Genomic DNA, 14,630 nt, shown 5'->3' on the forward strand with positions numbered 1-14,630 from the left:
TCCCATCACTGATTAAATTAAGATTTCATCCAAAAATCGGTGATGCGGGTCCATGTGTCGAGCTTTAACACATCCATTGCCTCGCCACCACCAAACGTCGCATAACCCACCATTGCGCCGACGATCAGTGCTACGACGATGAGAACGAGAACGATCAGTACACGTACGATGATCGGAACTCGGCGTGTCGAATATGCACGAAGACGTCGCTCTGATTTGTGCTCCGGATTGCCGGTTTCCTGGTTTGAAGCCTGTTGCTTCTTCTTCAGGCGTTCACGCGTTGGCTGATCCGTGCCTGTTTGGTTTTGTACCATCTTGATCACCTTTCATTGATTCAGTCTGAGAACAGTATAGCATATTAGTACCTGGTATTAAATAGTTCCAAATTCGCTACAAAACGTGTTCCGCAACTAGTGTAACACGATGAGACAGGCAATTCCTCTAAAAAATTTTAGTTTGTGTATATAAGGAAGGCGAAAAACAGTTTCCCACGTTCTGCGGTTTTTTTACACTTTTTTAAATCCAAACTGAACTGTCCGGCGTAAGCTTTCCAGAACGACGCAACAACGGTCCTTGGATGGCACGAAACATCACTTCAACAACTCATTAAAAAAATTAAAACTTTATGCAATCCAAACCACCCGACGTTGCGTAAGCTATTCAGAACAGGCAAGAAACACCTACCAAATAAACCAAAAACTGAGAGGAATGATTTAAGATGAAACACACGAAAAAATTCGCAGCATCAGCAATGGCAGCAGCACTCGTACTACCAGGAACGGCAGCATTCGCTTCCGGTGGCGGAGAAGACATGAAACAAGATGCACCGAAAAACGTCACGGTCAAAACAAAAGCCGCTGATCTTCGTGCAACACTCGATCAATTACTCTCTGAGCACTTCGTCCTCGCAGTCATGGACATGAAGAAACAGTATGACGGTTCAAAAGACGCACAGTACTACGAAGCAGCACTCAAACAAAACGCACTCGACATGACTCCAGCAATCGCTTCAGTCTACGGCGAAGAAGGCGCAAAACAGTTCGAGAAAATCTTCGTTGATCACAACAAATATACGACAGACCTCGTCAAAGCTGTAAAAGCAGACGACCAAGACGGTATCAACGCTTCGAAGAAAGAAACAGAAGAGTTCGTTCAAGATCTCTCAAGCTTCCTCGATACAGCTACGGAAGGTAAACTCCCGAAAGCAGCAGCTGAAGAAGTCCTCCGTGCTCACGAAGCAGACGTCTACAAAACATTCCAGCAATATGCAGCTGGTGACTACGAAGGATCGTACAACACGTTCCGTGAAGGGTACAGCCGCATGTACGATATCTCAAAAGCACTCTCTGTTGCAATCACAACACAGATGCCAGAGAAATTCGACAACACGAAAGCTGACTCAAAAGCAGCAGATCTTCGTTCAACACTCAACAGCCTTGCAGCTGAACACGTCGCTCTTGCAAACCTCAGCTTAACAGCTGGTGTCGATCAAGCGAAAGACTATGATGCAGCAAACTGGGCTGAAGATATGCACACAGCTGACTTCAAAGTAGCAATCAAATCGATCTACGGTCAAGCCGGTGCAGATCAGTTCGAGCAAGTTTGGACGAAAAACCACATCGAAGCACAAGCGAACCTCGTCACAGCAGCAATCAATGACGACAAGAAATTGATGGGTGACGCACAAGACATGCTCAAAATGTTCTCGAACGACTTCGGTGCATTCCTTGGTGCCGCTACAGAAGAAAACCTTCCAACAAAAGCAGCACAAGAAGCCGTATCAGGTCACGAGACTTACGTCCAAGATACGTTCATGCAGTATGTTGAAGGCGACTACAAAGGTTCTGTCGACACATTCCGTGAGTCTTACGCTTACATGTACGGCGTAGGAGCTAACCTCGGTGATGCAATCGTTAAACAATCACCAGAGAAGTTCATGGATGGTACTCCAGGATCAATGCCTAACACAGGTAACGGTGGAATGAGCGATAATAACTCAGCTGCAACAACTGGTGCGATCGCAGTATTCGGTCTTGCACTCGGAGCAGTCGGTCTTGTCCTCGCACGTAAACGTCAAAACGCCTAAGAAATTGGGTATAATCAATAACAGGATAGCGACATGCTATCCTGTTATTTTTGTACATAGAGGGAATCCCTTCTCTCGGAAAGGAGATACGCGTTTATGAAACGTTGGTTATTACCGGCGAGCATCCTCTTGATGGTCGCATCGGTCGGAACACTGCTGTTCCTCTTGTTCGGTCAAACAAAACCGGATACATCAAACATCACGCAAGGTGACCCCAAAACAGAATCCGCGGCCTCTTCCGAGACGAAGGAAGAAGATCCGCTCAAGCCGTCTGAAATCTTCAAGAAGGAGTTCAAGGACCTCTCGGCAACGGAGGTCGAGCTTCCAAAACAACTCGTCATCCCGAAGCACGACATCAAGACGAAGGTCGAACAGGTCGGGCTCGATAAGGATGGTGCGATGGCGACACCTAAAAACGAACAACAAGCCGGCTGGTATAAGTTCGGTCCGCGTCCCGGTGACGTCGGTAATGCCGTCATCGACGGTCACACTGATACGAAGACCGGTCCAGCGATCTTCTATAAACTGCATGAGCTGAAGAAAGGTGATCCCGTCGAAATCACCGATGCGTCTGGACGTAAGCTCGTCTTCCGCGTCAAAGAAATCGTTCAGTACGATCACTTGAAAGCACCACTGAAAAAAATCTTCGGTCCAGCCGATACCCGGAACCTCAACTTGATCACCTGTATCGGAACGTATGATGAAAATCAAGGCACGTATGATGATCGTCTCGTCGTCTTCACGGAACTGGATGAGAAGGCGTCTGACCCTGTTAAGACACCACCGAAACCGGCGACGAACATTCGGATCAGTGGTGGATTCGTCAACTGGTATGCGTCAACGGATGAAGATGTCGTCAAATACAACATCTATCAAGAGAAGGACGGAAAACGCAAAAAACTCGGTACGACCGAATCGATCGAGCGTAAAGCGTTCCCACTTCCTGAAGATGCAACTGGTCGTTTCGTCATCACAGCTGTCAGTAAAGCAGGAATCGAATCAGAAGACGCGTTCAGCGCCGTTCAGAAATGACAAAACGGGATGTCTCTAAGTCGGAGGCATCCCGTTCTTTATTTACTTGCTGCCGGTAACGCAATCCGGAGTTGTTTTTTACCGGACATCGTCTCATAGAACAGACTGAGCCGCCCTTCCGTCACGCGGAGCTGCTCCGACGGAATGAAGACGATCCCGATCCGGCTCTCACTCGGTTTATATTTACCGTTCAAGGCATTAAATTGATCCGCAATCGTTACAATCTCGTCCTCTGTCTCATACTCCCCGATCTTTGGTAAGATTTCAATCTCGTCCGCTGACTGATTCGTCACTTTGACCGTGATCGCAAGCAACCGCCCCGGCTCCCCCATCACTTGGAGGAGCTTTTGTTTTTCGACCTTCATTTGAACAAGTGGTGTTTGCCGCGTTTTTTCCGTCGTATCAACGTCCAGCGTCTTCAGCTTCAATCCTGCCATCTCATAGACGACACCAAGTCGATCTTCGCGATCGAACTGCTTCAGCTGTGCTTCGTCCAGTCGGATCGATGTCCGTGGTTTCGTCTCTTTTACTGGCTCCTCTGCCTGAAACCAACCGAAGAGCGGGACCATGAATTTCGTTACGATGATGAGGACGAGCAAGCCCGACATCACATAAAACAATACTGTCTTCACACGTCGCCTCTTTTCTAAGCCTCGATCCGTTCCTTCATCCATCCCTGATCGAGTCCATGTACACCGGGACGCCCATGTGTCGCAAGGTACTGGCAATACTGGACTGCTAGATACTCTGCCTGAAACTCGACGTAGCGCGTACCAGGCAAGCTGTTGACCTCATAGAGATAGATTTTCCCATCCGCACCGATCCCGACATCGATCCCGAGCGCATCGAGCGGGTAGGCATAAAACGATTCGAAATAAACGGGGAATCGTCGCGCAAAGTCAACGATCCGTCGCGAAATCGCTTCATGTTGATCCGGATAGTTCTGCTTCATGAAGATATCCATCCGCGTCGTCGAGAATGCTCCGTGACTAAGATGGCTGACCGATTCTTGATGATTGTTGCTGACGAACGGAAAATATTTGACGAGTTTCCATCGCCCGTCCGCTCCCTTCGCGACATGGATCCGCATGCAATACGAATGCCCATGGATCGTTTGCGAGGCGATGAACGGCTGGACGAGCATCGGATTCCGTTTTGTCTCTTCTTCGATGCGGCTAATCAATTCCCCTGTCGAACAGACAGTCGACTCGAGTAGATGGCTGAACCGGTACTGGTCTCCCTCCGGCTCGATCGTATAAATCCGTTGCCCTTGTTTTCCATTTGCCGGCTTGAAAACGATTTTTCCGTACTTTTCAATCAGCGGGAAAATCGCCTTTCCTTTCTTTACCCGGTGCATCGGAATCAAGACATCCTGAAACGATCCTTCTTGCGCCAGTTGACGTAAGACGACGTTTTTATTGCCGATTCGGTGCGTCGTAAAGGGAATCTCGGCTGCGAGACGATTAAACAATTCCTTGTCTGCATCACTGAGTGGCAAATGATTGTAGATGACGTCCGGAAACTCATACATACTTGGGTGCCAGGCATCTTCGTCAAAGAAGAGTCCGCGGATCGTCCGATTTTCAAAATTGACATCACGTGGACGGAAAAAGAAGATATCAATGCCCATCGAAGCACCGATGACGCAGGCAATCTTATCGCGAAACTGTGGATTCTCGTTCAAGCGTAAAATTCCGATTCGTATCATGACGCATCCTCCTCGACGGGTTCAAAGTAGATCAAATAACGTTCCGTACTGTCCGTGACGTTATAAAACGGATAACAGGTCGAGACGACGAGCGACTCCTGCTTCGTTGACTCAAGGACCCGCGTATCTTTATAATCGACAATCTCGCTCGACTGCATGACGTAACGATAGGACCCATTCGCGAGATAGAGGACGACCTCGTCGCCCTTCTTCAACTTACTGATTTTCGAGAATGTTGTATCGTTATGCCCGGCGAGGAAAATCCGGTCGCCTTGACCTGGAAAGGCCGTCTCCGGATGATGCCCGACGCCTTTTGCGAGTGTCGCATCATCTACGCCTTCGAGTACCGGCAACTCCATTTCAAGTGACGGCACTTTTAAATAACCGACCGTCTCACCGGTTTGGAAGAGGACATCCTCCGTCTTCTCCTTCGCTTGTTTGCTCGTTGCTGCTGATTTTGATGTCGTCGATGACGTTCCTTCCGCCTGCACGACATCTTTTGCTTTTGCGAGTTCCGTCGTCAAGGTTTGCTGGATCGTCAGTTTCTGATACCCGACGTATCCAAGTAAGGTAAGTCCGATGACGAGTAACAGCGTTGATACGCGTCGCATCATGACGGCACCTCCTTCAGCATTCGTGTCCATGCACGGCAATACCCAGACAAATTATGCTCGACGTCATCGATCCGGACCCGCATCGAGTGGTGCCGAATATAAAAACTTCCGAGAATCCGACCGGGTTTCTTCATATACATCGCGACTTCTGGATAGAAGAAGCCGTTTCGCTGATAAATCATCCGTCGTTCAATCGTCTGGTCGAGCCAGTCGAGTGGAAAGTCGGCTAACAAGTCGGCTCGTCCGAGCGCTTCGATCCGGTCGATCATCTCGCGTGCCGCAAGCATCAGCTCGAGGAACGTCGGGTACGTCGTCTCCCGGTGATGAATGAAGTCGAGTTTCGGAGAGACATTCTTGAGACCGAACTGGAAATACCGCGCTTCCGGTAACCATTTCGTCAACTCATTCGCACTGTAACTCAACCAGTGATCGTGAAATTTCCAGTACGATTTAGCGATGAAATGATCAAACGATTGGACGACACTGTCGAGCCAACGTGGATTGGAATCGAGTGCGTATAACCGCATCAAGGCATACGTCGCTTCTCCTTCGTAGTAGATAATCCGGAAGGCATCCTTCAACGCAAACGACGGATACTCGAGTACGTGCAGGTATTGACCTGATGGTTGTTGCAGTGAAAGAATGCCGGCTGCGAGTCGTTGACTGAGTCGTAGATCCTCGGTCATCTGAAACGTCTGCATGTATTCTGTTAATGCTAAGATCGCTGCAGCATTCGCGCCGAGCTTGATTTCGTTCGATTCACGATCAAGCACGAAGGAACGCTCCCCTTCATGTACGATCAATTCCTCGATCAAATAGCGTTTTGCTCGATCGATTGCTTTGCGTAATCGTTCGCTTGGTGTCAGTCGATAGGCTTCAATCATTGAATAGAGTGTGCTTGCATGACGTAAGCTGTTATAGAACTTGATCGGTTTATCAAAGCATGGGAAGTAACCATATTGGAAGCGACCATTCGTCCGGACTTGGCGAGCAAGATACTCACTCGACTGGGCGACGATCGTCTTGATTTCAGAAGGAAGTGGGCTTGTCGTCTCACGGATTTTTTCGACATCACGTATGACTTCAAGTACATATGGTGTTTCGTCTGCGAAGACACCGAGTGTATCAAAGAGGAGGCATGGACTTGTCGGATGAAAGTCCATCCGCTCCGTCCGCCCTTGTTGGTGCGCATAATTGCTCAAGTTCGTTAGATTGATGTGTAGTTCTTGATGCGTCGGATCTTGTGTCAAAACGGCATTACCATTCAATTCTTCTTCTAGATAGGCACATTGCATCTTCCGATCGAATGCGATTCCGTATCGGAAGTAATTTTTCCGTGTGTCTTTCACCCGCTCATTTAAAGTCTCAAACGAAAGTGCCTCAAAGTTTCGAGCGATATCGAGTTTTAACCACTCCATCTCCGGTTGTTTGCGGAGCCAATTACGTGCTTGATCTTTTACGGATTGTAGTCCTTTGCCTTGGAATCGAACGACACGGGCCCGCTCCGATGCTTGTCCGAGTGAGACGAATAACATCATCTGACGATTCCAGTAATAGATATCATCGGTCTTCATGTGTTGTTCCAGTACATCCATGGCAGTGGTGAATCGGTTGAGCAGATCCATGTTCAGCTTCACTCCTATTCTAAAAGGATGAATCGCAGTGAGGCACAGATGGCCCCACTACGATTAACTACAGCATGACTTACTCTTGTGGACGGCGACGGAACAGTTTCGTGAACAATCCAGCAGCTGTCGCAAGCATTCCCATGAGGGTGATCAAGAACAGATTTTCCGAAGTGTTCGGTAGCGTACCACCGACGATACGTTTGACTGGTTGAGTGATCGGTTTTGAAACGAGTGGTGATTTCACGGTTGATGCTTTAACCGAAGTGTTCGGTAACGTCGGTTTAACGCTCGAACTACTTAGAGAGCCTGATGAAGGTGTAGGCTTGATGTTTGATCCTGAACTCACTATTGGAGATGGGGTGATGACTGATCCATTACTCGGCGGTGTCATAGGTGGTGTCACGGCTGGAATCGTTATGAAGATATTATCATTGTCAGTATTAGTGTTTTGATTCGAAACATTGTTGGAATCGTCCCCACTATTTTCGTTGTTACCATTATCTCCACCATTAGCATTATCCTTGTCTCCATTGTTATCGTTATCCGCATCCGCATCAGCATCGGCGTCGGCATCCGCGTCAGCGTCAGCGTCAGCATCCGCATCCGCATCAGCGTCAGCATCGGCATCAGCGTCAGCATCAGCGTCCGCATCGGCGTCGGCATCAGCGTCGGCATCGGCGTCGGCGTCAGCATCCGCATCGGCGTCAGCATCGGCGTCAGCATCGGCGTCAGCATCGGCGTCAGCGTCAGCATCAGCGTCCGCATCGGCGTCGGCATCAGCGTCGGCATCGGCGTCGGCATCGGCGTCGGCGTCAGCATCCGCATCAGCGTCAGCGTCGGCATCCGCATCCGCATCGGCGTCGGCATCCGCATCTGCGTCGGCATCCGCATCTGCGTCAGCATCTGCATCGGCGTCAGCATCTGCATCGGCGTCAGCATCCGCATCAGCGTCAGCATCGGCATCGGCATCGGCGTCGGCGTCAGCATCTGCATCGGCGTCAGCATCTGCATCGGCGTCGGCGTCAGCATCCGCATCGGCGTCAGCATCCGCATCGGCATCCGCATCGGCGTCAGCGTCGGCATCCGCATCGGCGTCCGCATCGGCATCCGCATCGGCGTCAGCATCGGCGTCAGCATCGGCGTCGGCATCCGCATCAGCGTCGGCATCCGCGTCAGCGTCAGCGTCGGCATCCGCATCGGCATCGGCGTCAGCATCGGCGTCGGCATCAGCGTCGGCATCCGCATCCGCATCCGCGTCAGCATCCGCATCCGCATCGGCGTCGGCGTCGGCGTCGGCGTCGGCATCCGCATCCGCATCGGCGTCAGCGTCGGCATCGGCGTCAGCATCCGCATCCGCATCGGCATCGGCATCCGCATCGGCGTCAGCATCCGCATCCGCATCGGCATCGGCATCGGCGTCGGCATCCGCATCGGCGTCAGCATCCGCATCCGCATCCGCATCGGCATCGGCGTCAGCATCCGCATCCGCGTCAGCGTCAGCATCCGCATCCGCATCGGCGTCAGCATCGGCATCGGCATCAGCATCAGCATCAGCATCGGCATCGGCATCGGCATCGGCGTCAGCATCCGCATCAGCGTCGGCATCTGCATCAGCGTCCGCGTCCGCATCAGCGTCGGCGTCAGCGTCGGCATCTGCGTCAGCATCGGCATCCGCGTCAGCGTCAGCATCCGCATCTCCATCTGCCTCTTCATCAAAGACAATCGTATCTTGACCATCTAGATCGGCGAGCAGTTGTGCATCGATTGCAGACGTATTGACGACAGATCCTGTAACAACAACTTCGTCTTGAGCAACTCCAGCCGGTTTATCAACGATGATATTGGCACTAACAGAAGTTGGTCCAAGTACTTGTACACCTACGAGTTCATTCGATAAGTTCACCGTATCGTTCGTCACAGCAGTCAGAACATTATTTACACCTGGTAAAAGAGCTTTAACCGGGTTTAAAACAGGATCGATTAAATTTCCTGCTATTCCGGATAATTTTAAATTCGTGATGGCATTGACCAAATCGGTCAAGGCGTCTTGAACGACTTGTTTCGTTAACGTATCAAGATGTTGTCCTAAACCATCACTAAAATCAATCACGATTGAACCATCCGGATTAATCGTGACTGGGGCAGAGCCTTCATAGTCTAGAAGGTCTGACAGTGCGGTATCTAAATTCTGTAGATTATCCAGGGCATTCGTTAATTCTGTGAGCCCTTCTACTCTCAATAAACTACCTACGACTGGCGTTCGTTGTAATCGATCGATACCCGCTAACAGGTCAGTCACAGTAGCTGCTACTGTTCCCGTCAGAGGATCGAGTTGACCTTTCAGCGTCGGTAAATCTTCGAGTGTAATTGGTAATAGTTCAACACTAACTGACGCATTACCGTTCGCCTGCATTTTTCCCGCTAAATCTGGAATGTTGAAGACGGCCACCCGGTCCGGGTTCAATACTTCCGCATCGGCTAATCCGACTCCGGTTAAATTAAGGGCTAAATCATAGTTATCCGGTTGTTCCGTCAGATTTGCATTGACCGCGACATCCGTCAATAGTTGAACTTCAGCTAAGCTGACTCGATTCGGTCCTTGGACAAGCGAGTTTCGAACCGAGTTCGCGAATTGACTTTGTTGCGTCTGAAACTTCTTTTCAGAATTCTCAGCTGCTTCGGTTTTTGTATAGGTGAATGAGATCGGAGAGAGGGCGAGAGAGGACGCTGCCAGCAGTTTCACTAGTCTTCGTGTGTGGTTTCTATGGTGTCGATTCATCTTCTTTCGAAAATCAGGTGCTTTTTTCTTCATTTCAACACTCCTTTTCTACGGAAAAAATAATCGTACACCTATTATTATGCATGCAATCCCCATAAAAATATACAATTTTTTACAAAAACAATGGTTAAATAGTTATTATTAACCAGTATTTTAGATATTAATTTACCATTAAAATATAAATAATATATATTATGAATAATATACAATTAAAATATATTGTAATTTTATTTCATACTAGTTCTATCCATTTTGTGTAAAATTGGCTTATTTCAATTTTATATGACCATAGTTTTAAAAAACGTAAAAAGACCTACGAGCGTCTGCTCGTAGGTCTAGAAACCTGCTTTTTAGTATCGAATGTGTTGCTTACTCCAACGGATCGATTCCTTGAACTGTCGGACGAGATCTTCAGCGGGTGCCGTTAAATAATAGGCAAGTCCGTGCACTTTCTCGGACATCTGCTGGACAACGAGTCCATCTTCGATCAACTCCTGCAATTGCTCAAGGATTTGACCGTGCGACTGATCAATCCGTTGCTCGAGTTCCCCGATTGTCAACGCACCATCACGCAAGAGATAAATGATACTCGACTTCAAACTGTTCTCGAAGTTGTGCTGGAATTTCTGCAACGCCAGTAAATCGGCTTGTTCTTCGGTATGACGTGAATCCATCTGATTCCTGCCCCCTTTTTCTTAGCTACCTCTTCAGTATGACGCACTTTTACGTGAATTTCAAAACTCAATCGCGCTTTGTGATGATCGTATCGAACGTCTTCTCTTCCTCCGTGATGACCATCTTCTTTTGTGACCGAAGATGATAGAGACGACGGATATTCAAGATGACGACCTTCATGACAGCGTAGAACGGAACACCGAGCAAAACGCCGAAGAAACCGGCGATGTTCCCAGCGACGAGTAAGACGATGATGATTGTTAACGGATGAACGTCAAGCGTCTTCCCTTGCACGAGTGGTGACATGATATGCGAATCGATCTGTTGCGCGACCGTCATGACGATGATTGCATAAATCGCAAGAATCGGATCCTGAATGAACCCGACGATCAATGCTGGAATGACACCGAGGACAGGTCCGAGGAACGGAATGATGTTCGTTAGTGTCGCAAACAACGCGAGCAACAACGCATAATCGATCCCGATGATCAGATACCCGATATAGGCGATGATCCCGACACCAATGCTGACGATGACTTGCCCGCGGATGTAGCTCATGATCGTCAAGTGGACGTCACCGAGGATTTTCTTCGTTTCCTTATGATACTCGTACGGCATCAGCTTGACGAGATTCCCTTTCAGCTTATCACCATCAAGCAACATATAGATCAACATGATCGGGATGATGACGATCGTCACGACCGTCGTCGTCAGGACACTGACGAACCCGCCGACACCCGTGCCGATGTTCTTCAGGAACGTCGACGCATATTCCGAGATGTTACCAGAGAACTTATTGAATAAGTTGTCTTGACCCGTCATGAAGCGTGAAAAGAACGCACTATTCTCCAGTTGATCCCGGACATCGACTAATTGCCGCTGGAACTGAGTCGCGAGTGTCGGAATCGAATTGACGAACTGCGTGATTTGCTCCGACAGCATCGGACCAAAGATGAATCCGAGTGTCGTTAAAATACCAATCAAACCGACTAGCACGATCAGGACAGCAGGTCGCCGTTTCATCTTCTTCTCGAGTAACTCGACGATTGGCAACAAGACATAATAGAGAATCCCAGCAATCGCGAGTGGTGGTACGACCATCTGAAGCAGAATCGCGATTGGTCGGAATAGGAACGTGACGTGATTACCAATCCAGACGATGATCAGTAACGTCATGACCCACCAAGCGAATCGGTACCATTTGTTTTCGAACATTTTTTGCATCTAACCACTTCCCTACTTAAAAATATGAAGTTCAATATCCTCTATAGTTTTCCTTAAAACGATACTTCCTAATCCTTATTCTTAGAAAATATATAGTTCGTTATTTACTAAGAAATATATGATATATTTGTTTTAGTGATTTTTGCAGATTCAAATTTGATGGTGTGTATGTTTCTGCGTAAGATAAGTATATTCGATATTTAAGAAACCTTTTTTATACATGTAAAATAGAATACGGAGGAAAACCTAGTGAAATGGATCAACCATACCATCGGTCGCCAGTTGATGTTCGCCTTCTACATGGTGTTCGTCGCTCTCAGCATCACGTCTGCAATCGTTTTTTTCTATACAGAACAGAAGATTGATCAAGCGAATGCGACGTTTGATGACTTACGTGAACGACGGACCAATGCGAATGCCCTCGCAAGCGAGTGGACCCTCGCCCAAAGTAACGTCAAATCCTATTTGTTGACTGGCTCACAGGAAACGCTTGATGCCGTCAAGACGAATCAACAGGAAATCAATCGTTTGACGACATGGTTCGAGAAGTACGCCGTGTACGAGCAAGGAAAAGAGTACGCAACCGCGACACGTCAAATGTATGACGATTACTTCGGAACATCACTTCCGCTCCTCAACGAATACGTCGAAGGAAAGAAGGACGGGAAAATCAATGAAGATTTTGTTGATCCGAATACACTCGCAGCGCTGTCGAACGGAAAAGATTTGTTCACTGAAAACGGTACGTTACGCGGATCGGTTAGTTTATCAGACGCTGATGTCGACATGACACGGATTGATACGTTACTCGCCGATTATCTGACATTGATTCAAGGGAAAGAGATCGATGCGAAGAACGACCTTCTAGGCGAAATGCGTGTTGCACAGTTCATCTGGCTCTCAAATCTCGTCGTCTTGATTCTCGTCCTCTTCTCGCTCGTTCGTCCGTTCATCAGCCGCATTACGAAGCAGGTCAACGCACTGTCTCGCGACAGCGCACTACTTGCGACGGGAGAAGACATTCAAGCGATTCCATTGCCGAAACGCAAGGACGAGCTGCATACGCTGACGACATCGTTTAATCAGATGGCGGCATCGATTGCCGATAACAAGGTCCATATGCTGGCGAAGAACGAGGAACTCCAAGCGCAACAAGAGGAACTCGTCGCCCAGCAAGAAGAACTGCAAGCGCAACAGGAAGAGCTTGAGGAAGCACTCGATATCACGCTTCGGAGCGAACAACATCTCAAGTACCGCAATGAATTGACCGAGACGCTTGCGTCCCGTGAGACACTGACGGCGTATCCGGAAATCATCGAGAAGCTCGTCTCGATCACACATTCTGAAATTGGTGCATTGTTGTTCCTTGATCAACAGGAAGTCCGTTCAACGATCGATTATGGGATGACGGAAGAGATGGTCGGTCGTCTTGTCTCCGATGATCAATCACTCTTGCACCGCGCACGCCTCCTGAAGCGTCCAGTTCATTCATCGAAACAGGTCGCGCACGAAAGTCCGCTTCCGTATCCGTACTATATGTATGAGGTCGCGGTACCTGTCATGGATCCGTCAAAAGAGCATATGATCGCCTGCATCTACCTCGTTCGTTATCGCGATGCTTTCACGACGGAGCAAATGAGCGACATCCTGTCGTTCTCGCATCAATTGTCACTCTCACTCCTACGGATGGGGATCTATGAGGAAATGATCCGTGAGAAAAACAAGACGACACAACTATTGAACTCGATTCGGGAAGCCGTCGTCTACATCGAACATGAGACAGATGAGTTACTCGTCAACGAACCGCTGATGACGTTATTCCCGGAAGTCCCGACTCAGTTCGAGGACGAAGAACGCTCCGCCTTCGAGCAAGCGATGCAGGCATTAGCTGACATCATTGATGAACCGGTAGCGTTCGAACGGTACATCGAACAGATCGTCGAACTCGATTTACCGAAAGATAGCTTAATCGTCTCGATCCGGAAGCATAGTACCTATATCCAGATTTACGCTGAGAAGATTGAAGTCGACGGTACATGGGTCGGTACGATGCTCGTTCTCCGTGACGTCACAAAGGAAACGGAAGCCGAGCGGATGAAGGAAGAATTCGTCTCGACCGTCTCGCATGAATTACGGACCCCACTCTCTTCGATCTATGGCTTCACCGAGCTGATGCTTAATAAACGGTTCGAGGAAGAACGGCAACGGAAATATCTCCAGACGATCCACTCCGAGACCGGTCGCCTGACGACGCTCGTCAATGATTTCCTCGATGTTCAACGGATGGAGTCGAGTGAACATCGGTATGAGATGACTACGTTCGATGTTGTCGAACTCGCCCAGGACTTGATTGAGTTCTATGATGTCTCACACGAGACGCACACGATTGATTTCGAGGCGCGTGGACCGATCATGATCGACGGCGACGCAGAAAAGATGAAGCAATTACTGAACAACCTGCTCAGCAATGCCGTCAAGTACTCACCGAGCGGTGGGACAGTCTTGATACGGATTACAAATGAACTTGGTTTCGCCCAAATCCGCATCCAGGATGAAGGCATCGGGATTCCACAAGACGCGCTTCCGAAGTTGTTCGATAAGTTCTACCGTGTCGATAACTCCGAGACACGGAAAATCGGTGGGACCGGTCTTGGTCTATCGATCTGTAAGGAGATCGTTAAACACCACAGCGGAACGATTGATGTCGAATCCGTCGTCGGTGTTGGATCAACCTTTACGATCCGTTTCCCGATTGCTGTCATCTCGACCATCCTCACGTATGAAGATTAATCACCTGACCGTTCACATCATGTGGACGGTCTTTTTTGTCGTTAGATTCGACGACGTGCGGGGTATAGTCAAAAGCGTATTAGGATAAGGAGGA

11 protein-coding genes are annotated in these 14,630 nt (G+C 48.8%); 3 read left to right on the forward strand and 8 right to left on the reverse strand.

The genetic code is table 11. From position 1 onward, the window contains the following. Positions 1-17: 17 nt before the first annotated feature. Positions 18-314 carry a DNA-directed RNA polymerase subunit beta gene (locus tag KNQ03_RS07515; RefSeq protein ID WP_029342717.1) on the reverse strand — a complete coding sequence of 99 codons (297 nt, stop codon included), beginning with the start codon at positions 312-314 and terminating at the stop codon, positions 18-20. 404 nt (positions 315-718) lie between these two features. Between KNQ03_RS07515 and KNQ03_RS07520 the strand changes: the two genes are divergently transcribed. Further along, positions 719-2,086, forward strand: a complete 1,368-nt coding sequence (locus KNQ03_RS07520; RefSeq protein ID WP_214724126.1) for a copper amine oxidase — start codon at positions 719-721, stop codon at positions 2,084-2,086. Positions 2,087-2,182: 96 nt separating this feature from the next. Then, on the forward strand, positions 2,183-3,118 hold the full coding sequence (locus KNQ03_RS07525) for a class F sortase (protein ID WP_214724128.1): 936 nt from the start codon (positions 2,183-2,185) through the stop codon (positions 3,116-3,118). Positions 3,119-3,156: 38 nt separating this feature from the next. Here KNQ03_RS07525 and KNQ03_RS07530 read toward each other — a convergent pair whose 3' ends face one another. The 7 genes from KNQ03_RS07530 to KNQ03_RS07560 form a co-directional block, all read right to left on the reverse strand. Continuing rightward, complete coding sequence (locus tag KNQ03_RS07530; protein WP_214724130.1) at positions 3,157-3,750, reverse strand: hypothetical protein; 594 nt, start codon at positions 3,748-3,750, stop codon at positions 3,157-3,159. 14 nt (positions 3,751-3,764) lie between these two features. Beyond that, positions 3,765-4,826 carry a YheC/YheD family protein gene (locus KNQ03_RS07535; RefSeq protein WP_214724132.1) on the reverse strand — a complete coding sequence of 354 codons (1,062 nt, stop codon included), beginning with the start codon at positions 4,824-4,826 and terminating at the stop codon, positions 3,765-3,767. Continuing rightward, a complete protein-coding gene (locus tag KNQ03_RS07540; RefSeq protein WP_214724134.1) occupies positions 4,823-5,440 on the reverse strand; it encodes a class D sortase in 618 nt (205 codons plus the stop codon). Before KNQ03_RS07540 ends, KNQ03_RS07535 begins: the two co-directional genes overlap by 4 nt. Beyond that, complete coding sequence (locus tag KNQ03_RS07545; RefSeq protein WP_214724136.1) at positions 5,437-7,065, reverse strand: hypothetical protein; 1,629 nt, start codon at positions 7,063-7,065, stop codon at positions 5,437-5,439. The genes KNQ03_RS07540 and KNQ03_RS07545 overlap by 4 nt, the downstream gene beginning before the upstream one ends. A 79-nt stretch (positions 7,066-7,144) precedes the next feature. Then, the gene (locus KNQ03_RS07550) at positions 7,145-9,880 is read right to left on the reverse strand and encodes an adhesive domain-containing protein (protein ID WP_214724138.1); all 2,736 of its coding nucleotides are present in this window, start codon (positions 9,878-9,880) and stop codon (positions 7,145-7,147) included. 317 nt (positions 9,881-10,197) lie between these two features. After that, the gene (locus KNQ03_RS07555; RefSeq protein ID WP_023469481.1) at positions 10,198-10,521 is read right to left on the reverse strand and encodes a winged helix-turn-helix transcriptional regulator; all 324 of its coding nucleotides are present in this window, start codon (positions 10,519-10,521) and stop codon (positions 10,198-10,200) included. Positions 10,522-10,588: 67 nt separating this feature from the next. Then, positions 10,589-11,746 carry an AI-2E family transporter gene (locus KNQ03_RS07560; RefSeq protein WP_050676937.1) on the reverse strand — a complete coding sequence of 386 codons (1,158 nt, stop codon included), beginning with the start codon at positions 11,744-11,746 and terminating at the stop codon, positions 10,589-10,591. A gap of 249 nt (positions 11,747-11,995) precedes the next feature. Between KNQ03_RS07560 and KNQ03_RS07565 the strand changes: the two genes are divergently transcribed. Then, positions 11,996-14,536, forward strand: a complete 2,541-nt coding sequence (locus KNQ03_RS07565; protein WP_214724140.1) for a HAMP domain-containing sensor histidine kinase — start codon at positions 11,996-11,998, stop codon at positions 14,534-14,536. The last annotated feature ends 94 nt before the right edge of the window (positions 14,537-14,630 follow it).

Source organism: Exiguobacterium sp. s143, from assembly GCF_018618895.1.
GTDB classification, from domain to species: domain Bacteria; phylum Bacillota; class Bacilli; order Exiguobacteriales; family Exiguobacteriaceae; genus Exiguobacterium_A; species Exiguobacterium_A abrahamii.

What these genes read in the sequence shown, in the direction of transcription:
- KNQ03_RS07535 (WP_214724132.1), bottom strand. Translation starts at nt 4,826, where the DNA reads ATGATACGAATCGGAATTTTACGCTTGAACGAGAATCCACAGTTTCGC.
- KNQ03_RS07555 (WP_023469481.1), bottom strand. Translation starts at nt 10,521, where the DNA reads ATGGATTCACGTCATACCGAAGAACAAGCCGATTTACTGGCGTTGCAG.
- KNQ03_RS07545 (WP_214724136.1), bottom strand. Translation starts at nt 7,065, where the DNA reads ATGGATCTGCTCAACCGATTCACCACTGCCATGGATGTACTGGAACAA.
- KNQ03_RS07540 (WP_214724134.1), bottom strand. Translation starts at nt 5,440, where the DNA reads ATGATGCGACGCGTATCAACGCTGTTACTCGTCATCGGACTTACCTTA.
- KNQ03_RS07550 (WP_214724138.1), bottom strand. Translation starts at nt 9,880, where the DNA reads ATGAAGAAAAAAGCACCTGATTTTCGAAAGAAGATGAATCGACACCAT.
- KNQ03_RS07515 (WP_029342717.1), bottom strand. Translation starts at nt 314, where the DNA reads ATGGTACAAAACCAAACAGGCACGGATCAGCCAACGCGTGAACGCCTG.
- KNQ03_RS07560 (WP_050676937.1), bottom strand. Translation starts at nt 11,746, where the DNA reads ATGCAAAAAATGTTCGAAAACAAATGGTACCGATTCGCTTGGTGGGTC.
- KNQ03_RS07525 (WP_214724128.1), top strand. Translation starts at nt 2,183, where the DNA reads ATGAAACGTTGGTTATTACCGGCGAGCATCCTCTTGATGGTCGCATCG.
- KNQ03_RS07520 (WP_214724126.1), top strand. Translation starts at nt 719, where the DNA reads ATGAAACACACGAAAAAATTCGCAGCATCAGCAATGGCAGCAGCACTC.